Here is a 23,287-nt window from a genome sequence, read left to right on the forward strand (position 1 = left end):
CGGGTGAACGCATGAATTCTTCCAATCCCCAGGTGGGTCCCATTCCCGCCGATGACCCCCGGTGGCTGCGGTCGGAGCTGCGCCGGGTGATGCCGCCGGAGTCCTTCCAGCCGCAGCCCCTGCGAGGCATCGTCGCGTTCGGGCTGGTTCCGGTGATGGTGGTCTTGATGTGGGCCGCGGGAAGCGGGCGGCTGCCATGGTGGGCGTGCCTGCTCATCTCGTTCGCGCTCGGGCAGATGGTGACGGCCGTGGGGCTGGCGGCGCATGAGGCGCTGCACCACGCGGTGTTCCGCAGCAGGGCGCTCGAGAGTCTCCTGGGCTGGGTGGGCTTCAGCCCGTTCCTGGTGACCCCCGGGAACTGGCGGGCGTGGCACGTCCAGGCACACCACAGCGCGGCGAACGTCCTGGTTCGGGACCCGGACATCCTGCCGCGTCAGAGCGAGTGGCGGACCCAGTGGTTCGCGAAGGTGTTCCACGCGATGTCCCCGGGCTCGGGCTCGTTGCTGAGCTTCGTCAGCTTCAGCTTCTTCTTCACCGCCCAGGGACAGGCCTTCCTCTGGCACCACAGCCGGCTGCCGCAGTTCAAGCATGTGCACATGCATCGAACGCGGGAGCGCGTCCTCACGGTGCTCGTGCTGTTGGGGTGGGTCGCGGTGGGCTGGTGGATGGGGCCCATGGGGGCGCTCTATGCGCTCATCCTTCCGCTCCTCATCGGCAACATCACCTTGATGATCTACATCGCCACCAACCATTGGCTGCTGGCCGCGCACGAGGAGTCGGACAACCCCTTCGTGAACACGGCCAGCGTGGCCACGCATCCGGTGATGGACTGGCTGCACTACAACTTCAGCCACCACCAGGAGCACCACATCTTCCCGGCCATGAGCCCGAAGTTCGCGCCGCTGCTTCGCAAGCACCTGCGCGAGCTCAACCCCGAAGCGTCACAGGTGTACCCGCACCTGCACGCGCTTCGGATGCTGTACCGGCGCCCGGCGCTCTATGCCGAGGACGGACAGACGCTCATGGCACCGGAGGGGGCGCCTTCGATTTCGACGGAGGCGCTGCGCAGCCAGCTCAAGGGAGGTGATTCAAGCCTTGAACACGGCCTGAACCGGTGAACGGCGACGCCTATGTTATGGGGCACCATGCCTCCCTCCGACACCGAGTCCTACCTCCTCGACTACCACCGCCGGCTCGCGGGCGTGACCGCGCGGTGGTTCGCGAAGACTCCCGTGATTCGGGGCGACAGCCGATTCGCCTCCACCTATGAGTTGCTGGCGGCGGAAGTCCCCCAGGACGCGCGGCCGAGGACCGTGCTCGACCTGGCTTGCGGCGATGGCTACCTGCTCGAGTTGCTCGCGCGGCGGGCGCCTCAGCCTCCGCGACTCGTTGGCCTGGACATGAGCGAGGACGAGCTCGCCCAGGCCCAGGTGCGATTGAAGGGGGCCGCCACGCTGATTCGAGGCGTGGCGCAGTCGCTCCCCTTCGAGGACGCGAGCCTCGACGTCGTGCTCAGCCACCTGGCGCTCATGCTGATGGATGACTGCGAGAAGGTCCTCTCCGAGATTCGCCGCGTCCTGACGCCTGCCGGGAAGCTGTCCTGTGTCGTCGGAGGAGGCTTCGTGCCTTCCGGGGTGCTCGCGGTGTTCCGCGCCCTGATGAAACGCGCCATCGAGGCGCAGCCTCGCCCCCTGCTGAGCCTGGGCGACACGCGCTTTCGCTCCACCGAGGGGCTGAGGGCACTCTTCGACCTCGTCTTCGAGCATGTCGAGGTCTTCGACCTCGAGGTCCAGGAATGCGGACAGCCGGAGCAGGTCTGGGCTTCCCTTTCCTCCACCTACGACGCCGACCAGCTCCCGCCCGACGCACGCGAGGACGTCCGGTGCGCGTTCCTCGCGGCCGTGGAGCCCATGAAGGATTCAACTGGAAACATCACGTGTCTCTGGAGCATGCGGCAGGTGACGGCGAGCACGCCACGACGCCGCGGCGTGTAGGGCCGGGCGCCTTGTCGCCCAAACGACACGGTGACCGACTCGTGATGAGTTGGCGCGCGGGCATGGGCAACCCACTCTCCTGGGCCTTCTGGCGAATGGAGACATGCCCATGCAGCGCAGGAGCTTCCTTCGACTCACGGCGATGAGCAGCGGACTCCTGGCCCTGGGGCCGGGTTTCTGGCGTTCCGTCTATGCCGCTCCCGCCCGGCCGGGGCCTGGCCCCTACGGTGCCATCTCCGGCGCTCCGGACGCTCAGGGGCTGAGGCTGCCGGCGGGCTTCAGCTCACGTATCGTCGCTCGCACCGGACAGCGCGTCCCCGGCACCCGCTACACGTGGCACGCTGCTCCGGATGGCGGCACGTGTTTCCCCACCGACGATGGCGGCTGGGTCTACACCTCCAACTGTGAGTTGCCGCTGATTGGAGGTGCCTCATCGATTCGCTTCGATGGCGGCGGCAACGTGACGAGCGCCTACCGCATCCTCGAGGGCACCCAGCTCAACTGCGCAGGTGGGCCCACGCCCTGGGGCACCTGGCTGTCCTGTGAGGAGTGGGACGGGGGCCATGTCTGGGAATGCAATCCCCAGGAACCCTCACAGGGCCTGCGGCGCAGTGCCCTGGGCACCTTCGCCCACGAGGCCGTCGCGGTGGACCCGGTGGGCATGCGCCTGTACCTGACGGAGGATCGGCCGACGGGGCGATTCTACCGCTTCACCCCCGCCCAGTGGCCCTCGCTGTCCTCGGGCACCTTGGAGGCCGCGAAGCTGAACGGCAGCGCGCTGGATGGCACCGCCACCTTCAGTTGGGTGAGGGTCTCCGCCTCGCTTCCCGCGTCTTTGCAGCTCGCTCGTTTCCTGACGACCGCGTTCGATGGCGGCGAGGGCTGCTGGTACGACAGCGGCACCATCTACTTCACGACCAAGGGCGACAATCGCGTCTGGGCCCACACCCCGGCCACCGGCAAGGTGGAGCTCCTCTATGACGACGACCTCCACCCGGAGTCACCGCTGCGCGGCGTGGACAACATCACCGTGTCCCGCTCGGGTGACCTCTACGTGGCTGAGGATGGTGACGACCTCCAGTTGTGCCTCTTCACCCCGGGGCCTGAGCGCTCTGTCGCGCCATTCCTCCAGGTGGTGGGGCACGCGGGCTCCGAACTCACCGGCCCCGCCTTCTGTCCGGATGGCCAGCGGCTGTACTTCAGCTCGCAGCGCGGGGCGGATGGCAACGGCGTCACCTTCGAGGTGCGCGGCCCGTTCCGCTGAAGCCAGGATGCGCACCGCGCGGCGCTGTTCGTCGCGTGGGGTCGTGTCACGGCGCAGGGCCCGAAGCCATCGAGAGCAATCGCTCGGCTCCGGGCCCTTCGTCGTTAGGCGAGACGTCGCTGCCGCGCGTACCGCGTCAGGCCGTGGCGGAGCGCACCGCCGCGAGCAGCTCGCCAGAGTCGACGAGCCGGCTCACCGCCTCGATGTCGAGGTGCAGCTCGCGGTCCTTGTCCATGTGGGGGACCTTCGAGCGCACCAACTCGTATGCCGCGAGGGCGCCCTTGCCGGGCTTCAGCGGCAGGCGGAAATCCAGGGCCTGCGCCGCCACCAGGATTTCAATCGCGAGGCACGAACGGGCGAAGTCGCTGACCTGGCGGCCCTTGAGCGCCGCCGTCATGCCCATGGACACGTGGTCCTCGCGGCCCGCGGATGACGGAATCGAATCCACGGACGCGGGGTGGCTCAGCACGCGGGACTCGGCCACCAGCGCGGCGCTGGTCACCTGCGCGATCATGAAGCCGGAGTTCAACCCGGAGTTCTTCGCCAGGAACGCCGGCAGGTTGGACAGCGACGGGTTCACGAGCTGCTCCACGCGCCGCTCGCTGATGGACGACAGCTGCGTCAGCGCCATGGCCACCACGTCCATGGCCAGGGAGATGGGCTGGCCGTGGAAGTTGCCGCCCGACACGATGCGCTCCGTGTCCGCGAACACGAGCGGGTTGTCCGTGGCGCTGTTGACCTCCACCTCCAGGATGCGCCGGGAGAACGCGATGCCCTCGCGCGCCGCGCCGTGCACCTGCGGCATGCAGCGCAGGGAGTAGGGGTCCTGCACCTTGCTGCAGTTGACGTGCGACTCCACCAGCTCGCTGCCCACCAGGATGCGCCGCAGGTGCGCCGCGACGTCCTTCTGGCCCGGGTGCGCGCGCACGTCGTGAATCTCAGGAATGAAGGGCTTGTGGCTTCCCAGCAGCCCCTCCAGCGTCATGGCGCCCGCGACGTCGGCGATGTCCGCCAGGGACTCCGCGCGCAGCTGGAGCAGGGTGCCCACCGCGCACATGGCCTGCGTGCCGTTCACCAGGGCGAGGCCCTCCTTGGCCTCCAACACCACCGGTTGCAGGCCGGCGCGATCCAGCGCCTGCTTCGCGGGCATCCGCTGGCCCTGGTAGAAGGCTTCACCTTCGCCGATGAAGACGAGCGCCAGGTGCGCCAGCGGCGCGAGGTCCCCAGAGGCGCCCACGCTGCCCCGCTCGGGGACCACGGGTACGACGTCCCGGTTCAGCATGTCCAGCGCCAGGGCCAGCGTCTCCATGCGGATGCCGGAATAGCCCTTGGCGAGCACGTTGCAGCGGAGCAGCAGGAGCGCCCGCGCTTCCGGAAGCGGGAGGGGCGTGCCGACGCCACACGCGTGGGAGAGGATGAGGTTGCGCTGGAGGTCGCGCAGGTCCTTCTTGTCGATGCGGACCTCGGCCAATGTGCCAAAGCCGGTGTTGATGCCGTAGGCGGGCGTGTCTCCGGCGGCGACGCGGTCCACCAGGGCGCGCGAGGCCCGCACGCGGGTGGCGGCGTCGGGCGACAGCTCCACGGTGGCCTCGTTGCGAGCCACCTGGAGGATTTCCTCGAGCTTCAGGGTGTCACCGTCGATGAGGATACGGGGGCGCGACATTCGGGACTCCAATGGGTGCGGCGAAAGGGCGGGCACCCTAACGTAAACGGGTGCGGTGGTGCTGGCCGGCGCTTTACACCCGCCAGCCGGACTCGTATAGCTCCCGCCCGTCTGAAGAGGGAGGTTGCAGGCGCCGTGGCACTCATCGTCCAGAAATACGGCGGTACCTCTGTAGGTGACGTGGCCCGCATCAAGCGCGTGGCGCTGCGCTGCCTGGCCGCCCAGGAGGCGGGGCATGACGTGGTCGTCGTCGTGTCCGCCATGTCCGGCGAGACGAACCGGCTGATGAAACTGGTGGCGCAAATCACCGACCGGCCGGACGAGCGCGAGCAGGACGTGGTCGTCGCCACCGGTGAGCAGGTCTCCATCGGCCTGCTGGCCATGGCCATCCACGCCCAGCAGGGGAAGGCGACCAGCTTCCTCGGCCAACAGGTGCGCATCGTCACCGACAGCACCTTCGCCAAAGCGCGCATCAAGAGCATCGACGCGCAGCCCATCCGCGCAGCGCTGGCCCGGGGCCACATCGTCGTGGTGGCAGGCTTCCAGGGTGTGGACGAGTCCGGCAGCGTCACCACGCTGGGCCGTGGCGGCTCCGACACCACCGCCGTGGCCCTGGCCGCCGCGCTGAACGCGGACGCCTGTGAAATCTACACGGACGTAGACGGCGTCTACACCTCCGACCCCAACATGGTTCCGTCCGCGCGCAAGCTGGACCGCATCACCTACGAGGAGATGCTGGAGCTGGCCAGCGTGGGCGCGAAGGTGTTGCAGATCCGCTCGGTCGAGTTCGCCATGAAGTACAAGGTGCCGCTGTGGGTGAAGTCGTCCTTCACCGATGACCCCGGCACCCTCGTGTGTGAGGAGGACAGTTCCATGGAGGATGTGCTGGTCCGCGGCGTCGCGTATGACCGCAACGAGGCGAAGATCACGGTGTGTGGCGTGCCGGACGTCGCGGGCGCCGCGGCGAAGATCTTCGGACCGCTCGATGAGAAGCACATCGTGGTGGACCTCATCGTGCAGAACCCGTCCAAGGACGGACGCACGGACGTGACCTTCACCGTGGGCAAGGCGGACTTCCTCACCGCGCAGGAAGTGGTGCGGAAGGTCGCCGAGGAGATTGGCGCGTCCGGTATTGAGACGGACGGGGACATCGCGAAGGTGTCCATCGTGGGTGTGGGCATGCGCAATCACTCGGGTGTGGCGGCGCGGATGTTCCGGGCGCTGTCCGCCGAGGGCATCAACATCCAGATGATCTCCACGTCGGAGATCAAGGTGTCCTGCGTGGTCCAGGCCAAGTACACGGAGCTGGCCGTGCGCGCGTTGCACACCTCCTTCGGGTTGGATCAGCCGATGCCGCCGGAAGGCATCTCCGCCGTCTCCGAGATGGCGGCCCTGATGGGCGAGAAGGTCTGAGCGCGTGGCGAGCCGCACCGCCGCGCTCGCCGCCGTCGCGCTGGGGGTGTTGGGCGTGGGCGTCGTCGCGCGCCTGCGCTGGCCGGATACGGCGCCCGCGTTGGACTGCGCCACTGAGTCAGTGCGGATCCGCCCGGATGGAGTGGCCACCTGTGGAGACGGCGCCGTGCCGACCGGGGCTCAGGCGCTGGCCCTGGGGCGTCCGTTGGATTTGAACTCGGCGACCGAGGAGGAGCTTGCCCTGCTCCCTGGCGTCGGGCGCTCCCTGGCGCGGAGCCTCGTGGAGGCCCGCGAGGAGCAGGGCGGTTTCAAGAGCTGGGATGACGTGGATGCCGTCCGTGGCGTGGGGGCCGCCAAGTTGCAGACCCTCCGGGCGGCCGCGGCGCTTGGAGCGCCTCCCGACGCCGGGCCCGTGTGGTAAGCACGTCGAGTGCAGATCTCGTGCCCTCAGTGCTCGATGCAGTACGTCCTCGACTCCCGCTTGCTGCCGCCGGGGGGCGCCTCCGTTCAGTGCACGCGCTGTGGTCACGTGTTCATGGCCACGCCACATGGTGCGCCGCCGCCCTCGCGGTCGACTCCGGCGGTGACGGGCGGGGCGGGGCCCGCGCGATCGAGCATGAAGTCCACGCAGCTCTTCGCGGGGACTCCCCCTGGCGCCACGGCGGGTTCGTCCATGACGACGACGCAGTCGTACGGTGCGGTGGCGTCGAAGGGGCAGGGCGCCGACAACGCGACGCAGGCGTTCGGGGCGGTGCCTCCCGTGGTACCGGTTGGAACGACGCAGACCTTCGGAGCCGTGCCGGCAGCGAGCAACCCGACGCAGACGTTTGGCGCGGTGCCTCCCGTGGCACCTGTGGGAACCACGCAGACTTACGGGGCAGCTCCCGCGACGAGCAACGCAACGCAGACGTTCGGAGCGGTGCCTCCGGTTGGAACCACCCAGACTTACGGGACAGCTCCCGCGACGAGCAACGCAACGCAGACCTTCGGAGCGGTGCCTCCGGTTGGAACCACCCAGACTTACGGGGCAGCTCCCGCGACGAGCAACGCAACGCAGACCTTCGGAGCGGTGCCTCCGGTTGGAACCACCCAGACTTACGGGACAGCTCCCGCGACGAGCAACGCAACGCAGACCTTCGGAGCGGTGCCTCCCGTTGGAACCACGCAGACGTTCGGGGCAGCTCCGGCGCCTGGGCGGGGAACTGACAACGCGACACAGGCGTTCGGAGCGGTGCCCCCTGTGGGCAGGACCCAGGCGTTCGGGACGATGCCTTTCAGGGGACCGGCGGCCGATGCTGGCACCTCGTCGCAGGGCGGAACTCCCGGAGCCGGGACGCAGATGTTCGGCGCTGTTCCTCCGGTGGCGCCTGTCATTCCCCCCGTAGCAAGGACGCAGACCTACGGCACGGTTTCCGGGCAGCAACAGGGGGCCCCAGGGAGTGCCGGACCTGGCTCCGTGGCACCCGGCAACGCGACCCAGACCTTTGGTGCGTACGCACCTCCTCAGGCTGGCGCTTTCATGATTCCCGACCCGGGTTCCGTGCCCACTCCGCCTCCAGTGAGCCCGATTCACGCCGGTGGGGCGCAGGTTGCGTCCCAGGGCGCCGCCTCGGCGGACGGCGCCCCCGTTGGATTCGCCGAGCCTCCCGCGAGCGACTCCGTGGCTCCATTGGGGCGCAGCCAGACGTTCAGCGCCGTTCAGCCGCCTGCCTCCGAGGCACCTGTGGGGTCGAAGCGAATCGTCGGCTCCGTGCCGCCCGTTCCCGCGCCCGCGAGCCTGTCCGGCGAGGCCCCCACGTCGTCACCGGATACCGCCGAGCCCTTCGTGCGCGTCCGAGCGACGAGCCCCTTTGGTCTGTCACCGCTATCCGGCGCCGACAGTGGCATCCAGCTCCCGCCAGAATCGGAGCCCACCGCGACGCCGGGCGCCGGGGCAGGGGGGCTGAGTTCCCTCAATGACGCCAGTGCCTCGGACCTGGGCCCTCTGGCCGGAGCCGCATCGCGCCGGGCCCCACTGGAGCTCCCTCCGGACCTGATTGCGTCGACCCGTCTGTCGATGGACGGAGCACGGGCGTTCGAGCACGGCAGGTCCCAGCGAATCCGTCCCCGGGTGGTGCTGGCCATCCTGGTTGGACTCATCGTGGTGGCCTCGCTGGGCTCCGTCGCGCTGAAGAATCGCGGGGTGGAGATCCCCGCCGATGTGGTGGATGCGACGGACCGTGCGTCGGTGCTGCTCCGTCGGGATGACTCCGCCAACCGTCATCAGGCCATCGAGCGGCTGCGAACCATCGCCACCGAGAATCCCGGCTACGTCGACGCCCAGGCCGAGCTGGCGGTAGCGCTCACGCTGAGTCTGTCGGATGTCCAGGCTGATGCCGAGCGTCTGCGTCTCCGGGGCGCTGCCATCGCCCGAGGGCTGGAGGCCGCGGCGAAGATGCGCGTCCTTGCCGACCAGGTGGCTCGCCGCACCGCACTCCAGCAGGAGCAGGACGCCAACGCGCGCGAAATGGCGTCCCTGCGTGACGCCACCGACACGCTTCGCAAGGAGCTGGACGCGCAGCTGGCTCAGCTCCGCAAGGCGCCGGAGTCCGAGCCGCCCAGTGCCGCGGCGGCGCGGCTCAAGGCACGCGCCCTCCATGCCTCCGTCCTGGCGGCACCGGACTCCCTGGCCCTGGCCGAGCGTCTTCGCAACGTGGAGAGCGCACCGTACCCGTGGAGCACGCTGGCTCGGGCCGAGTACGCGCTGGTCGCCGGGTCGCCGCCGGAGTCGCTCGAGGCGGTGGCCAGGGATTTGGAGGCGCTGCGCCAGGCCGACAGCACGCTGCTGCGCGCCTACCTGCTCGGTGCTCGCGTGGCGCTGAAGCTGAAGGACACGGCCGCCGCCCGTTCACTCCTGGACGACGCCGTGGCGCTGAACCCGGACCACCAGGCGGCGGCTCGGCTGATCGCGCAGATTGACGCGGACGCCGCCTCACCCTGAAACGACGACCGCTTCCGCCGTCTCGAGGGCTGGAAAAAGTCCAGTCCCTCACCCAGTGCAGAGCCCTCCGCGGCGCCACTGCGTGTGATTTCAAGCGCGTGGAAGAGGCACGCCTCTTGCTGAACCCGGACCCGTTTCGAGGACTGGGTGCTGGGAGGCAGGGTTGATGGCGGAGGTCTTCTTCTGGTGTGCCGTGCTGCTGCTAGCACACACTTACTTTCTCTATCCCTTGAGCCTTTTCTTGCTCGAAGGGGCCGCGCAGGTGCTCAAGAACGCCCGCGATGGACGGCGCGCGGAAACAGTCAATCAAGGCTCCGGCGGGCAGCGGGCGTTGCCCTCGGTGAGTCTGGTGGTGGCGGCCTACAACGAGGCTTCGTGCATCCAGCAGAAGCTGGAGAACAGCCTCGCGCTGGCGTACCCGGCGGAGCGGTTCGAGGTGCTCATCGGTTCGGATGGTTCGTCGGACGGGACGGATGACATCGTCCGTGCTTGCTCCGACGCGCGCGTGCGGCTGTCACCGGCGCCTCGGGCGGGCAAGACGACGGTGCTCAACCGCTGCATCCCCATGGCGCAGGGGGACATCGTCGTTCTTTCCGACGCCAACACGATGATTGAACCCGAGGCCATCGAGCGGCTGGTGCGCCACTTCGAGGACCCGGAGGTGGGGGCCGTCTGCGGCAAGCTGCGGCTCTACAACCCCACGAAGCAGGACTATGAGGAGAGCGCGTACTGGAGCTACGAGTCGCTCATCAAGATGTACGAGGGGCGGCGCGGCGCGGTTGTGGGCGCCAACGGTGGCCTCTATGCCATCCGGCGCTCGCTGTTCACCCTGCTGCCGCCGTCCACCATCGTGGACGACTTCGTGATTCCGCTGCGCATCCTGGATCAGGGCTACAAGGTCGTCTACGAAGAGCACGCCGTGGCGCACGAGGAGACCACGGAGGATTACGGCAAGGAGTTCGGCCGTCGGGCGCGCATCGCCGCGGGCAACTTCCAGAGCATCCGCATGGTGCCCGGGCTGTTGCTGCCGACCGCGGGCTTCCCGGCCTTCGCCTTCTGGTCGCACAAACTGCTGCGCTGGTGCGCCCCCGCGCTGATGGGGATGGCGCTGGTGGCGAACCTGTTCCTGCTGGACCGGCTCTTCTACCAGTTCACCCTGTTCAGCCAGGCGCTGTTCTACGCGCTCGCGTACCTGGGAAAGACGGGGGTGTTGAAGCGGGGCACGGCGAAGAAGGCCGCGTCGGTGGCGTACTACTTCGTGACCATGAACCTGGCCATCGTCGTGGGGTTCTGGCGCTTCCTGCGCAACTCGCAGCGCGCCGCGTGGGACCGGACGGCGCGCGCGTAGTCGGAATCCAGGAGCCCGTTACCGGAGTGCCACGGGGACGGGCTTCTGGGCCTTGGGGCTCTTGGGCAGCACGCTGCCGTAGCCCCCGAAGAGCTGCCCGGTGAGGACGGGCTCGCGGTTGGGGCCCGGGTGCCGGAGCATGTCGTTGAGCACCTCGCCCGTCTTCGGATCCCTCCGAAGGTGCGGGCGTTCCAGGTTCATGCGGTAGCGCACGACGCCTCGGCGCACGCGGTGGATGACGGTGACCGTCCCGCTGGCGCTGACGTTCTCCACGATGCCCACGTGGGTGAGGCCGTCATTGCGGCGCCCGTCGCGGTTCTGGTCATACGTCTCGTTGAAGAAGACGAGGTCGCCCGGGGTCGGCCGCTCTTCCTGGTACACGCGGCCTCGCGAGCGGGCGAAGCGGTACATGGCGGTGACGCCGTTGTCGCCGGGCTGCACGGTTCCCCGGAAGGTGACGCCGGCCTGGGCATAGACGCCTTCGATGAGGCCGGTGCAGTCGGACGGGTACTTGCGGCCGTTGAGTGCGACTTGTGTCTTGCCCACCAGCGAGCGCGCCGTGGTCACCACCTTGGCGCGGGCATCACCGGCCACGGGGGTGGGGCGCGTGGCTCGGGCTGGCGTCGCGCGGGACTTGCCACCCGACGCCTTGGCCGGGCGGGCGGCCACCGTGCCGGGACGCGCCGCGGGCGCCTCGCGGTTCGCGGTGGCCACCTGCTTGGAAAGGGACTCGCGCGGGAAGGCGGGCGGGGAGGCGGAGCGGTAGCGAAGACTGTAGGAGTCCAGCCATGGCTCCAGCGGCGCGCCCGTGGTGGCGCAGCCAGTCGCCAGCGTGGCGAGGATTCCCATCAGCGTGACTGTCCTCATGGTGCGACCTCCCTGTAGCGTCCTGGGGGCACATGGTCCGCCCGGGAAGCTGTGTCGTCAAAAAACCTACCCAGGCAACCGTCCGTCCGCGCTTGGGTTTCCGGGTGGGCGCGGGTGCGGTATTGCTCCAGGGACATGGCCTCCTTTCGCCGAGCCCTCGCCGTCCTGTTGCTGGCCACTGGCTGCATCCCCTCGCCGTATGACCGCGCGGCGAAGAAGGACACCATCGACGGCTATCGCGCCTTCCTTCGTGAGTACCCCACGCACGCGGACACCGACGCGGCCGAGGCGCGACTGGAGGAGCTGGAGTTCGAGGAAGCGAAGCGCCTGCACACGGTGATTGCCTACAAGCGCTTCCTGGAGGCGTACCCCGACGCGGCCCAGGCACGCACGGCGAAGACGCTGCTAGAGGGCCTGCGCTTCAACGGGGCGAAGGAGACGGACACCGTCGCCGGCTGGCGCCAGTTCCTCCAGGAGCACCCGGACGGCGTCCAGCGCGACGAGGCGAAGCGCCTGCTGGCGGAGGCGGAAGCACGTGAGCTGGCCACCACGGAGGATCCGCGCAAGCTGGCGGAGTACCTGCGCGCGTCGCCGGATGATCCCCGCCGCCAGGACGTGGAGGCCCGCCTGGATGCTCAAGCCTTCGCGCAGGCCAAGGCCTCCGGGGCGACGAAGCTCTTCGCGTACCTCAAGGAGCACCCGGCCGGCGCGCACCGCGAGGAGGCGCGCGTCCTGTTGCTGCAACTGGAGGTGGAAGGCCTGCTCGTCTCCGGCCTGGTGGACGAGGCCGAGGCCCGGGTGAAGGCCCATCCCCTGGGCCCGAAGCTCACCGCCTTCCCGGAGCGGCTGGCTCACGCCCGCGCCGAGCGCGCCGCCCTGGCCCGGCCGGAGCCACTGGCCCAAGCCGCCCACGTGGGGCACTACCTGCGCGGGGCGGAGGACCTGAGCCGCGCGCTGGTGGCGCCCGACGCGCTGGACCGCTGGCAGGCCGCGGAGGAGCTGGGGCAGCACGTGTCGGTGCGCGTGTTGGAGCCGCTGCTGGAGAGCCTGCGCGCGGCGCGCAACCCGCTGATCCGTCAGCACGCCCTGGAGTCCCTGCGCACGGTGCTGGCGGCGCTGCCCAAGCCCGTGGCGGAGTACGAGGTGGCCTCGCGCCTGGATGCCCTGCGCGAGCGCGCCACCAGCGCGGAGATGTACCTCACGGTGGCGGTGCTGCTGGACCTGTCCGGCCAGTTGGCCCAGGCGTCCACGGAGTACCAGCGCGCCGCTGAGTCGGGCGTGCCGGATCCGGTCATCCTGCGGCGCTGGGTGCAGATTCGCGAGGAGCGGCGCCAGCACTTCTCCGCGGCGGTGGCGGCGCGGCAGCTCGCGCTGTGGTCCCTGGAGGTGGCGCAGGAGGAGCCGGTGACGCCCGAAGGGCGTGTTCCCCTGGCGTCGGCGCGGCAGCTCTGTGCGGCGGCCGTCAACGCGAACTTCGCCGTGGCGGCCATTGCCCGCGCCCGGTCCGCGAGCACCGAGTTCCCCGAGGACCTGGCGGAGTTCGAGCGCAAGGCGGCGGACGCCAAGCGGCTGGCGGACGCGCGACTGGCGGACGCGGAGCTGCTGCTGCGTGAGCAGACACCCGGCGTGAAGACGTGCGCGGACCGCGGTGTGCGTGACCGCCTGGAGAACGCCGTGAAGGAGCGCACCGCCGCGCTGGACTCGGTGGCGACGAAGCTGCCGCAAGTGGGGCGGCTGCTCCTGGAGGTGGCCCGGGAGCGGGATCCGTCGCCCCAGGTCCGCGCGGCCGCGTCCGCCCGGCTGACCGCGCTCAAGCCGGTTCCCTGATCCGGGTGTCCCGGTGCGCCGGGCCGGTTAGAGTCTGCGTCCTCATGGCCTCCCGCACCGATACGCTCCAGGCTCCGGCCGTGACGCCCTCGCTGCGGATCGACTATGCCGCGCTCCTCAACGAGGAGCAGTTGCGCGCGGTGGAGGCGGGGGAGGGGCCCGTGCTGGTGATTGCCGGCGCGGGCTCCGGCAAGACGCGCACGCTGACCTTCCGGGTGGCGCGCATGCTGGAGCGGGGTGTTCCGCCCGAGGGCATCCTCCTGCTCACCTTCACCAACAAGGCGGCCCGGGAGATGACGCGCCGAGTGGCGGAGCTGGCCGGCGCCTTCGTGGACGTGCGGCGCATCCTCGGCGGCACCTTCCACCATGCCGCGCACGTGCTGCTGCGCCAGTACGCGGGCGTGCTGGGCTTCTCCACGAACTTCACCGTGCTGGACCGCGAGGACGCGCGGGACCTGATGGTGACGTGCATCGCCGAGCGCCGGCTCAAGAGCGACAAGCGCTTCCCCCGGCCAGACCTGGTGTTGGACCTGGTTTCCCTGGCGGCCAACCTCCAGCAGCCCGTGTCACACGTGCTGATGGACCGTCGGCCGCAGATGTTGCCGCTGGCGCCCGAGGTGCTCGCCGCCGCCGCGCGCTTCCAGCAGCGCAAGGCGCAGATGCACCTGATGGACTTCGATGACCTGCTGGTGCACCTCAAGCGCCTGCTGACGCATCACCCGGACGTGAAGGCGCAGCTCACCGAGCGCTTCCGCTGCGTGCTCGTGGACGAGTACCAGGACACCAACCGGCTCCAGGGCGACCTGGTGGATCTGCTCGCCGGAGAGCGCAAGGACCTCACGGTGGTGGGGGACGACTGTCAGTCCATCTACAGCTTCCGGGGTGCGGACTTCACCAACATCATCGGCTTCCCCGAACGCTACCCGGGCTGCTCCGTCCATGCGCTGACGCGCAACTACCGCTCCACGCCGGAAATCCTGCGGCTGGCCAACACCTCCATCGCGCTCAACACGAACCAGTTCCCCAAGGTGCTGACGGCGGCACGGTCCCCGGGCGTCAAGCCGCTCATCGTCCCCGCTCGGGACGCCGGGGAGCAGGCCGCCTACGTGGCCCAGCGCATCGGTGAACTCCGCGACCAGGGCCTGTCCCTGGAGGCCATGGCCGTGCTGTACCGGGCCCACAATCACTCGCTGGAGCTCCAACTGGAGTTGACCCGGCGCGGCATCCCTTTCCGGGTGCGCTCCGGCGTCCGCTTCTTCGAGCAGTCCCACATCAAGGACGTGCTGGCCCACCTCCGGTTGGTGAACAACCCGGGGGATGAGCTGGCCTTCAAGCGCGTCATCCGGCGCGTCCCAGGCGTGGGACCGGCGACGGCCGAGCACCTCTGGACCGCTCTGCGCGCATCGCCGGAGGGGACACCCCTGGCGGAGGGGCTGGCCCATGCGGACGTCCGCGCGCACCTGCCACGCAAGGCGCAGAAGGGATTCCAGGCCTTCGGTGACCTGATGGGGCGGCTGACCCGGCCGGAGGCGTCCCCCTCACCAGGGCGCCTCATCGAGGACGTCCTCGCCGGGGGCTACGCGGACTTCCTCCGGGCGGAGTTCTCCGAGGAGGAGCACCGGGAGGACGACGTCCGCCAGCTGGCGGAGTTCGCCGGTCGCTACGAGGACGTGGCGCGCTTCCTGTCGGAGATCGCCCTGGTGTCGGAGTTCGCGGCGGGGGAGGCCTTGAGGGAGGAGGGGCCGGAGGCGTGCCTGACGCTGTCCACCGTCCATCAGGCCAAGGGGCTCGAGTGGAGGGCCGTCTTCGTCCTGTGGCTGGCGGACGGGCGGTTTCCGCTGTCATTGGCCACGCGCCTGCCCGAGGAGGAGGAAGAGGAGCGGCGGCTGTTCTACGTGGCCCTGACCCGGGCGCGGGACACCCTGGTGCTGGTGTACCCCCAGTCGGTGCTGCCCCGGGACAGGGAGCGGATCCTCCTGCGTCCGTCCCGGTTCCTCCAGGAACTGCCCGGCGGGGAGGACGCACCGTTCGACCGGTGCGTGCTGTCCACCCTGGAGGCGGAGCCCGAGGCGTCCGTGGGGCAGGATGGTCCCCCTCCGGGTGGCTCGGACCCGGTGGACTGACACCGTCGCCCAGAAACGCGCACTCCCGTGCGCGACGTGATAGACAGTGGAGTCAGGGGCGGCGTCTTTTGGCACGAGCCCCCTCACTTCATGGCGGACAGACCTCGCATCATCGGGATTGACCTCGGAACCACCAACACGCTGGTGGCGTCCGTCCGCAACCGTATCCCGAAGATCGTCCCCACCGACCGCGGCAACCTCACGCTGCCCTCCGTCGTGGCGTTGTCGGCGCGCGGCGACCTGCTGGTGGGCGGGGTGGCCAAGGACCAGATGGTCACCAACCCGAAGAACACGCTCTGGGGAACCAAGCGGCTCATCGGGCGGAAGTACAACTCCAAGACGGTGGAGGAGCTCCGGGGCTACTTCCCCTACGACATCGTCGAGGGCGCCAACGGGGACGCCGCGGTGATGATGGGCGGCAAGCTGTACTCGCTGCCCCATGTGTCCAGCTTCGTGCTGGGTCAGGTGAAGACCATCGCGGAGCAGTTCCTGGGCGGCCCCATCGAGGGGGCGGTCATCTCCGTCCCGGCCTACTACAACGACAACCAGCGCAACGCGGTGAAGGAGGCCGGCCGGCTGGCGGGCTTCGACGTGAAGCGCATCGTCAACGAGCCCACCGCCGCGGCGCTGGCCTACGGCTTCAACCGGGGCCTGGATCAGAAGGTCCTCGTCTACGACCTGGGCGGCGGCACCTTCGACGTGTCCGTGCTGCACCTGGCCGGCAATGTCTTCGAAGTCCTCGCCACCGGCGGTGACACCTTCCTGGGCGGGGCGGACTTCGACAACCGCATCATGGAGTACGCGCTGGAGCGCTTCCGGGAGGAGACCAAGGTCGACCTCAACACGGAGAACCCCATCGCGCTCCAGCGCATCAAGAACGCGGCGGAGGCGGCGAAGATCGACCTCACGCTGATCCCCAACGTCGTCATCGACCTGCCCTACATCGACGAGCGCAAGGGCAAGCCGATGGACATGCGCATCCCCCTGACGCGCGAGTTCCTCAACAGCCTCACCGGCGACCTGGTGGACCGCACCTTCGAGATCTGCGACCGGGTGCTGGCGGAGAAGGGCATCTCCCGCGCGGAGATCGACGAGATCATCCTGGTGGGCGGCCAGAGCCGCATGCCGCTGGTGCAGCAGAAGATCCAGGCGCACTTCGGCAAGGCGCCGCGCAAGGGCGTCCACCCGGACGAGTGCGTGGCCCTGGGCGCGGCGCTGCTGGGCGACTCGCTGGGCAGCATCGACGCGGTGACGCTGCTGGACGCGCTGTCCATGCCCATCGGCTACGCGATGCCCAACGGGCGCGTGAAGCGCATCATCGAGAAGAACTCGCTGATTCCCATGGTGAAGAGCTTCCGCCTGCCTCCTCCCAAGGAGCCGGGCTTGCCCTTCATCGAGCTGGACATCTACCAGGGGGACAGTGACCTGCTGGTGGACAACGAATATCTGGGCACGGTTCGCGTGCCCTCGGCCGCCGCCGGCCGGAAGATCGACTTCCGCCTCACCGAGGAGTGTCTGCTCCAGGTGACGGTGGAGGAAGCGAGCGGCATGCGCAAGGTGGACCTCGCCACCCGCGACACGCCGGAGCAGCTCAAGCGGGCGCTCCAGGAGGTCGCGTCGCGTCACTCACAGCAGGTGCCCAGCTCCAGCAGCAGCGGGAGCGACGACCGGGGGCTCTTCTCCAGTATCAAGAGCATCTTCCGGAGGGGCTAGGAGTCCAGATGGCGAAGTTCCCGTCGAAGGAGTGGGTGGACGAAGCGGTCCGCCTCACCAATGAGGATCCCGAGTGCGCCATGGCCGGCAAGGGCTGGAAGGGCGACTTCGGGGCGGTGGTGGAAGCCGAGCCCGGCAAGCTGGCGAAGGCTTTCGTGGTGCACGTCGTCCCCGGTGACTGCCGCATCGAGAAGGCGCGCGTCCTGGCGGATCCGGACGACCTGGACGAGCTGGAGCCGGTGTACCTGGCCCGCGCGCCCTACAGCGTCTGGAAGCAGCTCCTCAAGGGGACGCTGGACCCGGTGGAGGCGGTGCTCAAGCGCCGCATCTCCATGAAGGGCGACCTGCAGCCGCTGATCGAACGCATGAAGTACAAGGGCATCGCCGACCGCGTCTTCGCGCAGCTGCAGACGCAGTTCATCGACGAGCCCTGAGCGAGAGACCCCATGGGAATCAAGGACGACCTGAAGAAGCAGGCCCTCAACGTGTCAGGCAAGGCCATGGAGAAGCTCATGGCCGACGACCGTCGCGCCATGGCCATCGCCAACGCCATTGGGAAAGCCCAGCGCGGGAAGCAGGCGCTCGACCGGGGGCAGGAGGAGCTGATGAAGGCGCTGAACTTCGCGCCCCGCAGCGAGTTCAAGGCCCTGGGCAAGCAGCTGTCCGGCCTCAAGCGCCGGCTGCGCGAGCTCGACGAGAAGCTCGGCGAGCTGTAGTCGAAAATGCGTTGACACCTGAGCGGGCGAATGGCATCTACACCCGCGTTCGCCGCTGGCAACACCGGCGGCGGGCAGCAGACAGCAGAAGGGCGTATAGCTCAGCGGTAGAGCACTGCCTTCACACGGCAGGGGTCGCAGGTTCAAACCCTGCTGCGCCCACTCAAGAAAGGCCGTGAGTCCGAATCGGGACTCACGGCCTTTCTGCTTTTGGGGCTCCGCCTTCACCGCCTCGCCAGACGCAAGAAAGCCCACCCCGCATACTGCGCGGAGTGGGCTTGGAAACGCGGCGTGAGGCCGCGGTGCGGCTCAGACCTTGGTCGCGTCGGCGTCGCCGGTGGGCGTGTGCCGGGCCTTGATGAGCGACGCGACGATGCTCGCGCCCAGCAGGCCGGCGATGACCGACAGGGACACCTCGGGCGGCACCTTCACGAAGTCGATGATCGCCATCTTCGCGCCGACGAAGACGAGCACCGCGGAGAGGCCCACCTTCAGGTAGCTGAACTTCTCCACCGCGCCGGCCAGCATGAAGAACATGGAGCGCAGGCCGAGGATGGCGAAGATGTTGGACGTGAAGACGATGAAGGGGTCCGTCGTCACGGCGAAGATGGCGGGGATGGAGTCGAGCGCGAAGAGGATGTCCGACGCCTCCACCAGCAGGAGCGCCATCAGCAGCGGCGTGGCCAGCTTGCGGCCGTTCTCCACGGTGAAGAAGTGGTGCCCGTCGAAGTTGGGCGTCGAGGGGATGGTCCGCCGGGCCAGGCGCATCAGCGCGCCTTCCTCCGGGTTGTCCTCCTTGTTGCGCTGGAGGAAGAGCTTCACGCCCGTGATGATGAGGAAGCCGCCGAAGACGTAGATGAGCCAGTGGAAGCGGGCCAGCATCGCCACGCCCGCGAAAATCATGATGGCTCGCAGCGCCAGCGCGCTCAGGATGCCCCAGAAGAGGACCCGGTGCTGGTACAGCGCGGGGATTCGCAGCGCCGAGAAGATGACGACGAAGACGAAGATGTTGTCGACGGAGAGCGACTTCTCGATGAGGTAGCCGGTGATGAACTGGAGGCCGGGCTCAGGCCCGAACTTCCACCAGACACCCGCGCCGAAGACGAGCGCCAGGCTGACCCACAACGCGCTCCAGCCCAGGGCCTCCTTGAACTTCACCACATGGGCTTTGCGGTGGAAGACGCCGAGATCGAGCGCCAGCATCGCGATGACGAAGGCGATAAAGCCGGCCCACAGGGCCGGGCTGCCAACGCTTGGGAAGGTTTCCATATGGGGGCGTCAGATAGGAGTCATCCGAGCCTTCCGCAAATAGGAATTCCAGCCACACTCCATCGGAAAAACCGAAGGACCCGGGCAAAATGCGACCGTGCTCCCTCTGTAGCTTGGGGGGCATACGGACAGTCAAAAACATCCCAAATGTTTGGGAAGTGGTTTTGAAGGCGATGGGTTTGGAACCGTCCCGGTTGGAAAAATCAAACACGGGGCTATGAGACCAGCCAGGCGTCACCGTCCCTGAAGGCAGCTACGCCTCCCGACGGAAGGACGCGTCGAGCCAACTCCCGGCGATAGGCGCCTGGGGACTCGTCACCCTCATGCCTCAAGCAGTAAGGACGCCATTTTGACTCGGAATCGTTTTCTGTCCTCGACGTGTGGTGCGCTCTTCGCCCTGGCCGCCATCACGGCCTGTGGGAGTGAAGCTGGTAACGAGGATTCCAACGCGCCAGGGCGGACCGAGACCCCTGGCCAGTCTCCGCAGCTGCCTGCTCCCTCTCCGTCCGAGCAGACGCCCGGAGGCCAGACCCCTGGCACCCCGGAGCCTGGGGACTCTGACACTTCGCCGGAGGGGCCTGTCGCCACCACGCCGCCCGACGAGCCCTCGACCCATCCCGAGGACCCGTCGACCGAGCCCGAGCAGCCTGTCGAGTCGGGCGCGGACAAGTTCGGCGTGACGATGATCCACCCGTCCGTCGCCGGTGGTGAGCAGTGGTTCCTGGCTGACGACGCGATGTCCGACAGCCGCTTCGATCCGCAGGACGACCTCACGCGCAACTCGGACGGCTCCTGGAATCTCAAGAGCGACAAGGTGCGCATGAACGTCTTCACGTCCACTGGCTACAAGCCGAAAGAGATCGCCACGTATGACCGTGACGTGCTCGCCAGCCGTGGCTACATGCAGTCGCCGAATGACTGGAAGAACGTCGAGATGACGGGCTTCGTGAAGCTCAACTCCGCGTCCGATGAGTCCGACAACTTCGACATGTACGCGCGTGGCGGGAAGCACAACGACGACCACGAGGGCTGTGAGGGCAGCAGCTACAAGGGCGCGCTGCACTTCAATGGCCAGGCTCGTTTCCAGAAGGAGGCGTGGCACGTCTCCTACGAGCAGGCGCCGTACAAGAAGGTGACGGAGCCGCTGACGGGCCGCTGGGTGGGCTTCAAGACGGTGATGCGGAACACGCAGGTCAACGGCAAGGAGGCCGTGCACCTGGAGCTGTACCTCAACGATAACGCCGACAAGGTCTCCTGGGAGAAGGTCTACGACTTCGTGGACGCCGGTGACTGGGGCGGTGACGCCGAGCACTGCGGCGGCGCGGATGGCGCGATTCCGCTCACGTGGGGTGGCCCCATCGCCACGTTCCGTTGGGACAGCACCGACGACGTGGACTTCAAGTGGCTGTCCGTGCGCGAAATCGCGCCGGAGCAGTGAGCCGCTGACGCCTGGCGCGCCCGCTGAGCGGGAGCGCGCTTGAACAGCAGTCCGCAGTCCCACGAGGGCGTGGGGGACCCGACGAGGTCCTCCGCGCCCTTCGTGCGTCCATGGACGGGAAGGTCCACCTCCCGGGCGGGTGGCGCGTGTGGCTTCGGCCTCCCCACCTTGCGGGCGCCGACGCGCCAGCCAGCCGCCGGCAGCCTGTTTCGCCGGGGCTCGGCGCTCAGGCCGGCCCACTGGCTGTCAGAGAGGAAGACTTCCCATGCACATTACTTTCCTGGGCCACGCCGGGTTCGTCGTGGAGACGGCGGGGGCCATTGTCGTCATGGACCCGTGGCTGTCGTCCCGCGGGGCATTCGACTCGGCGTGGATGCAGCTGCCGTGCAACCACCACCTGGCGCCGCGCGTGCGGGAGAAGCTGGAGACGCCCGGCAAGGAGCGCTACCTCTACGTCAGCCACGAGCACAAGGACCACTTCGACCCGGAGTTCCTGGCCACCATCCGCCAGAGGGACTTCACGGTGCTGGTGCCGCGCTTCCACCGCTCCGAACTGCAGGACGTGTTCGCCAGGTATGGCTGCAAGCAGGTCATCGCCTGCGAGGACGGCCACGAGGTCCCCATCAAGGGCGGCTACGTGAAGCTGTTCGTATCGGAGCAGGGGACCAACCGTGACTCCGCGGTGATGGTGCGTGGTGACGGGCAGTGCTTCCTCAACATCAACGACTGCAAGCTCCATGACCGGATGGGGCGCATCGTCGCGGAGGAGGGGCCCATCGACGTGTTCTCCGCGCAGTTCTCCGGGGCCATCTGGCATCCCACCTGCTACGAGTACCCGGCGGAGACCTACGCGGCCATCTCGCTGAAGAAGCGGGAGAGCAAGTTCGAGGCGGTGGCGCGCACGCTCGAGGTGCTTCATCCGCGGGCGTACATCGCGGCGGCCGGGCCCGCGGCCTTCCTGGACCCGGCGCAGTTCCACCTCAATTTCGAGAAGGTGAACATCTTCCCGAACGCGACGCAGCTCTTCGCTTTTCTGCGGCAGCGCCTGCCCCAGGGGAAGACGCGCTACCTGGAGCCGATGCCCGGGGACGTGCTGGACGCGAAGTCGCTGGAGTTCGTCTCACAGGTGGCCGAGCGGGTGACGCCGGAGAACCTGAAGGCGTACCTGCACGACTACGCGAAGCGGCAGGAGTCCGTGTTCCGCGAGCGGCGGCGCAACCTGCTCGTCGCGGAGGTGGCGGAGATTCACGAGCGGCTGCGCGTGGAGCTGCAGCGCAAGCTGGACCTCCTCGACCTGCACGAGCGCGTGGGCATGCCGCTCTACGTGGAGCTGACGGAGCTTCCAGAGAAGCTCTTGCGCGTGGACTTCAAGGCGCGCCGTGTCCACGTGGTGGCGGACATCCAGGAAGAGGTCCGCTACACGCTGAAGACGAGCGCGGCCGACGTGGGGCGCGTGTTGGACCGCAAGCTCACGTGGGAGGACTTCCTGCTGTCGTTCCGCCTGCGCCTGAGCCGCAACCCGGACGTGTACGAACCGGTGCTGCACGGCTTCCTGGGCGTGGAGATCGAGGACATGCGCGAGTTCTGCGAGGGCATCCGCTCCACCGAGTCCCAGCGGGAGCGAACGGTGGTGGAGGCCGGTGGGCGGCGCTTCTCCATCCAGCGCTTCTGCCCCCACCAGGGCGCCGACCTGTCCGAGGGCTGGGTGGAGGAGGGGCGCTACCTGGTGTGCCCGCGCCACCGTTGGCAGTTCGACCTGGATGCCGGGGGCGTGTGCACGCAGAACACGTCCACGCTCTGCGCGGAGCTTCTGCCCGAGCGTGAGCAGGAGAAGCCCCAGACGCCGGCGGCGGATCCGCAGCCTCAGCTGTAGTGCCGTGTTCCCTGGGCGCCGCGCGGTTGCCGTGGCGCTCAGGGGAGGCGACGTAAGCGCGGCGCCGGTGACGGCGTGCCCCTGGCGCGCCTCCCGGATGGGCCGTGGGCGTTCGGTGGGCTGGCGCGGAGGGGCCGCACCCTTCAGTGCGGCGGCGTCGAGAGCTGAAGACTCAGCCGAACGTTGTCCGAGCGCAGGCCCACCGGGGCATCCAGCGCGAGCGCCTCTTCGGGCACCTCGCCCGTCCACGCGAGCGTGTCGTCCGCCCAGACGCGGAGGACCTTGCCGTCGAGCTGGGCCCGCAGCGTGTGGGGCTCCCCTGGCGCGGGCGCTTCGAGCCGGACGTGCTGCTCGGGACGCAGGATGGTGTAGCCCCGGTTTCCGCACTCGCGGCTGGTGTGCTGTCCCGGGTTGCGCTTGAAGTTGACGACGATGCCCGGCTTGGGGGCCAGCCGCCACATCGCGTACAGCACGTTGCAGGCATCCACCGCGAAGAGCTTGAGACCCACCTGCTGGCGCTGCTCCCCGGAAGCCAGGGCCACCTGGCGCTCGGTGGGGCCTAGCAGGGTGAAGCGCAGCGCCACGTTGCTCGTCGTGCTTCCAGGCACGATGGCGCGCATGCGCGGCCCGTCGACGAGGAGCTGCTCGCCGGGGCCGGGCTCCAGGCTCCCTTCAGTGACCTTCAGTCGGGACAATGGGACGCGCGTCAGCATGGGCCTGCCTTTCTTCCGGGGAGCCCCTGGGCGGCGCGGCTCATCCCGTTCCTTCGGAGTGAGGCGTGGCGCGACATCGCCATCCC

The 23,287-nt window shown here is 68.7% G+C and carries 19 protein-coding genes and 1 tRNA gene; 15 read left to right on the forward strand and 5 right to left on the reverse strand.

Annotated features, from left to right (window positions below; all coding sequences use genetic code 11):
- Positions 1–11: 11 nt before the first annotated feature.
- From FL344_RS14775 to FL344_RS14785, 3 genes are all read left to right on the forward strand, one after another.
- Positions 12–1,118: a fatty acid desaturase gene (locus FL344_RS14775; RefSeq protein WP_141618992.1), complete on the forward strand. Its 1,107-nt coding sequence runs from the start codon at positions 12–14 to the stop codon at positions 1,116–1,118.
- 27 nt (positions 1,119–1,145) lie between these two features.
- On the forward strand, positions 1,146–1,994 hold the full coding sequence (locus tag FL344_RS14780) for a class I SAM-dependent methyltransferase (protein ID WP_228565059.1): 849 nt from the start codon (positions 1,146–1,148) through the stop codon (positions 1,992–1,994).
- Positions 1,995–2,097: 103 nt separating this feature from the next.
- Positions 2,098–3,258 (forward strand): alkaline phosphatase PhoX, encoded by a 1,161-nt coding sequence (locus FL344_RS14785; protein ID WP_141618994.1) that lies wholly within the window; start codon positions 2,098–2,100, stop codon positions 3,256–3,258.
- A 136-nt stretch (positions 3,259–3,394) separates the two neighbouring features.
- Here the strand turns inward: FL344_RS14785 and hutH are convergent, their stop codons facing one another.
- Positions 3,395–4,921: a histidine ammonia-lyase gene (gene hutH / locus FL344_RS14790; protein WP_141589464.1), complete on the reverse strand. Its 1,527-nt coding sequence runs from the start codon at positions 4,919–4,921 to the stop codon at positions 3,395–3,397.
- A 135-nt stretch (positions 4,922–5,056) separates the two neighbouring features.
- Between hutH and FL344_RS14795 the strand changes: the two genes are divergently transcribed.
- Positions 5,057–6,334, forward strand: a complete 1,278-nt coding sequence (locus FL344_RS14795) for an aspartate kinase (RefSeq protein ID WP_141589463.1) — start codon at positions 5,057–5,059, stop codon at positions 6,332–6,334.
- A 4-nt stretch (positions 6,335–6,338) separates the two neighbouring features.
- Positions 6,339–6,755 (forward strand): helix-hairpin-helix domain-containing protein, encoded by a 417-nt coding sequence (locus FL344_RS14800; RefSeq protein WP_141618995.1) that lies wholly within the window; start codon positions 6,339–6,341, stop codon positions 6,753–6,755.
- 104 nt (positions 6,756–6,859) lie between these two features.
- On the opposite strand, the gene FL344_RS14810 is transcribed toward FL344_RS14800, so the two are convergent.
- Positions 6,860–7,009, reverse strand: coding sequence for a hypothetical protein (locus FL344_RS14810; RefSeq protein WP_228565060.1), 150 nt, complete (start codon positions 7,007–7,009; stop codon positions 6,860–6,862).
- A gap of 844 nt (positions 7,010–7,853) precedes the next feature.
- On the opposite strand from FL344_RS14810, the gene FL344_RS39080 reads away from it, so the two are divergent.
- Positions 7,854–9,314 carry a lipopolysaccharide assembly protein LapB gene (locus tag FL344_RS39080; RefSeq protein WP_228565061.1) on the forward strand — a complete coding sequence of 487 codons (1,461 nt, stop codon included), beginning with the start codon at positions 7,854–7,856 and terminating at the stop codon, positions 9,312–9,314.
- Between the two features lie 166 nt (positions 9,315–9,480).
- Entirely contained in the window at positions 9,481–10,662 is a 1,182-nt protein-coding gene (locus tag FL344_RS14820) for a glycosyltransferase family 2 protein (protein ID WP_141589461.1), read from the forward strand.
- 18 nt (positions 10,663–10,680) lie between these two features.
- On the opposite strand, the gene FL344_RS14825 is transcribed toward FL344_RS14820, so the two are convergent.
- Positions 10,681–11,529 carry a CHAP domain-containing protein gene (locus FL344_RS14825; RefSeq protein ID WP_141589460.1) on the reverse strand — a complete coding sequence of 283 codons (849 nt, stop codon included), beginning with the start codon at positions 11,527–11,529 and terminating at the stop codon, positions 10,681–10,683.
- A gap of 135 nt (positions 11,530–11,664) precedes the next feature.
- On the opposite strand from FL344_RS14825, the gene FL344_RS14830 reads away from it, so the two are divergent.
- The 6 genes from FL344_RS14830 (at position 11,665) to FL344_RS14855 (ending at position 18,070) form a co-directional block, all read left to right on the forward strand.
- Positions 11,665–13,356: a HEAT repeat domain-containing protein gene (locus FL344_RS14830; protein ID WP_228565062.1), complete on the forward strand. Its 1,692-nt coding sequence runs from the start codon at positions 11,665–11,667 to the stop codon at positions 13,354–13,356.
- Positions 13,357–13,400: 44 nt separating this feature from the next.
- Entirely contained in the window at positions 13,401–15,479 is a 2,079-nt protein-coding gene (locus FL344_RS14835; RefSeq protein WP_141618997.1) for an ATP-dependent helicase, read from the forward strand.
- Between the two features lie 90 nt (positions 15,480–15,569).
- Positions 15,570–17,192, forward strand: a complete 1,623-nt coding sequence (locus FL344_RS14840) for an Hsp70 family protein (RefSeq protein WP_141589457.1) — start codon at positions 15,570–15,572, stop codon at positions 17,190–17,192.
- 8 nt (positions 17,193–17,200) lie between these two features.
- The gene (locus FL344_RS14845; protein ID WP_011553507.1) at positions 17,201–17,626 is read left to right on the forward strand and encodes a hypothetical protein; all 426 of its coding nucleotides are present in this window, start codon (positions 17,201–17,203) and stop codon (positions 17,624–17,626) included.
- A gap of 12 nt (positions 17,627–17,638) precedes the next feature.
- Positions 17,639–17,908, forward strand: a complete 270-nt coding sequence (locus FL344_RS14850) for a hypothetical protein (RefSeq protein WP_141618998.1) — start codon at positions 17,639–17,641, stop codon at positions 17,906–17,908.
- Between the two features lie 90 nt (positions 17,909–17,998).
- A tRNA-Val gene (locus FL344_RS14855) sits at positions 17,999–18,070 on the forward strand.
- 147 nt (positions 18,071–18,217) lie between these two features.
- On the opposite strand, the gene FL344_RS14860 is transcribed toward FL344_RS14855, so the two are convergent.
- A complete protein-coding gene (locus FL344_RS14860) occupies positions 18,218–19,177 on the reverse strand; it encodes a TerC family protein (RefSeq protein WP_141618999.1) in 960 nt (319 codons plus the stop codon).
- A gap of 349 nt (positions 19,178–19,526) precedes the next feature.
- On the opposite strand from FL344_RS14860, the gene FL344_RS14865 reads away from it, so the two are divergent.
- Both FL344_RS14865 and FL344_RS14870 read left to right on the forward strand, forming a co-directional pair.
- Positions 19,527–20,615: a carbohydrate-binding protein gene (locus FL344_RS14865; RefSeq protein WP_141589455.1), complete on the forward strand. Its 1,089-nt coding sequence runs from the start codon at positions 19,527–19,529 to the stop codon at positions 20,613–20,615.
- Positions 20,616–20,880: 265 nt separating this feature from the next.
- Positions 20,881–22,488, forward strand: coding sequence for a Rieske 2Fe-2S domain-containing protein (locus tag FL344_RS14870; protein ID WP_141619000.1), 1,608 nt, complete (start codon positions 20,881–20,883; stop codon positions 22,486–22,488).
- A gap of 143 nt (positions 22,489–22,631) precedes the next feature.
- Here the strand turns inward: FL344_RS14870 and FL344_RS14875 are convergent, their stop codons facing one another.
- Positions 22,632–23,201 carry a hypothetical protein gene (locus FL344_RS14875; protein WP_228565063.1) on the reverse strand — a complete coding sequence of 190 codons (570 nt, stop codon included), beginning with the start codon at positions 23,199–23,201 and terminating at the stop codon, positions 22,632–22,634.
- Between the last annotated feature and the right edge of the window lie 86 nt (positions 23,202–23,287).

Source organism: Myxococcus sp. AB036A, assembly GCF_006547355.1.
GTDB lineage: Bacteria > Myxococcota > Myxococcia > Myxococcales > Myxococcaceae > Myxococcus > Myxococcus virescens.

Excerpts from the sequence above, each read along its gene's own strand:
- hutH (WP_141589464.1), bottom strand. The coding sequence starts at position 4,921 with ATGTCGCGCCCCCGTATCCTCATCGACGGTGACACCCTGAAGCTCGAG.
- FL344_RS14845 (WP_011553507.1), top strand. The coding sequence starts at position 17,201 with ATGGCGAAGTTCCCGTCGAAGGAGTGGGTGGACGAAGCGGTCCGCCTC.
- FL344_RS14785 (WP_141618994.1), top strand. The coding sequence starts at position 2,098 with ATGCCCATGCAGCGCAGGAGCTTCCTTCGACTCACGGCGATGAGCAGC.
- FL344_RS14810 (WP_228565060.1), bottom strand. The coding sequence starts at position 7,009 with ATGGACGAACCCGCCGTGGCGCCAGGGGGAGTCCCCGCGAAGAGCTGC.
- FL344_RS14850 (WP_141618998.1), top strand. The coding sequence starts at position 17,639 with ATGGGAATCAAGGACGACCTGAAGAAGCAGGCCCTCAACGTGTCAGGC.
- FL344_RS14830 (WP_228565062.1), top strand. The coding sequence starts at position 11,665 with ATGGCCTCCTTTCGCCGAGCCCTCGCCGTCCTGTTGCTGGCCACTGGC.
- FL344_RS14870 (WP_141619000.1), top strand. The coding sequence starts at position 20,881 with ATGCACATTACTTTCCTGGGCCACGCCGGGTTCGTCGTGGAGACGGCG.
- FL344_RS14875 (WP_228565063.1), bottom strand. The coding sequence starts at position 23,201 with ATGCTGACGCGCGTCCCATTGTCCCGACTGAAGGTCACTGAAGGGAGC.
- FL344_RS14780 (WP_228565059.1), top strand. The coding sequence starts at position 1,146 with ATGCCTCCCTCCGACACCGAGTCCTACCTCCTCGACTACCACCGCCGG.
- FL344_RS39080 (WP_228565061.1), top strand. The coding sequence starts at position 7,854 with ATGATTCCCGACCCGGGTTCCGTGCCCACTCCGCCTCCAGTGAGCCCG.
- FL344_RS14835 (WP_141618997.1), top strand. The coding sequence starts at position 13,401 with ATGGCCTCCCGCACCGATACGCTCCAGGCTCCGGCCGTGACGCCCTCG.
- FL344_RS14820 (WP_141589461.1), top strand. The coding sequence starts at position 9,481 with ATGGCGGAGGTCTTCTTCTGGTGTGCCGTGCTGCTGCTAGCACACACT.
- FL344_RS14775 (WP_141618992.1), top strand. The coding sequence starts at position 12 with ATGAATTCTTCCAATCCCCAGGTGGGTCCCATTCCCGCCGATGACCCC.
- FL344_RS14840 (WP_141589457.1), top strand. The coding sequence starts at position 15,570 with ATGGCGGACAGACCTCGCATCATCGGGATTGACCTCGGAACCACCAAC.
- FL344_RS14825 (WP_141589460.1), bottom strand. The coding sequence starts at position 11,529 with ATGAGGACAGTCACGCTGATGGGAATCCTCGCCACGCTGGCGACTGGC.
- FL344_RS14860 (WP_141618999.1), bottom strand. The coding sequence starts at position 19,177 with ATGGAAACCTTCCCAAGCGTTGGCAGCCCGGCCCTGTGGGCCGGCTTT.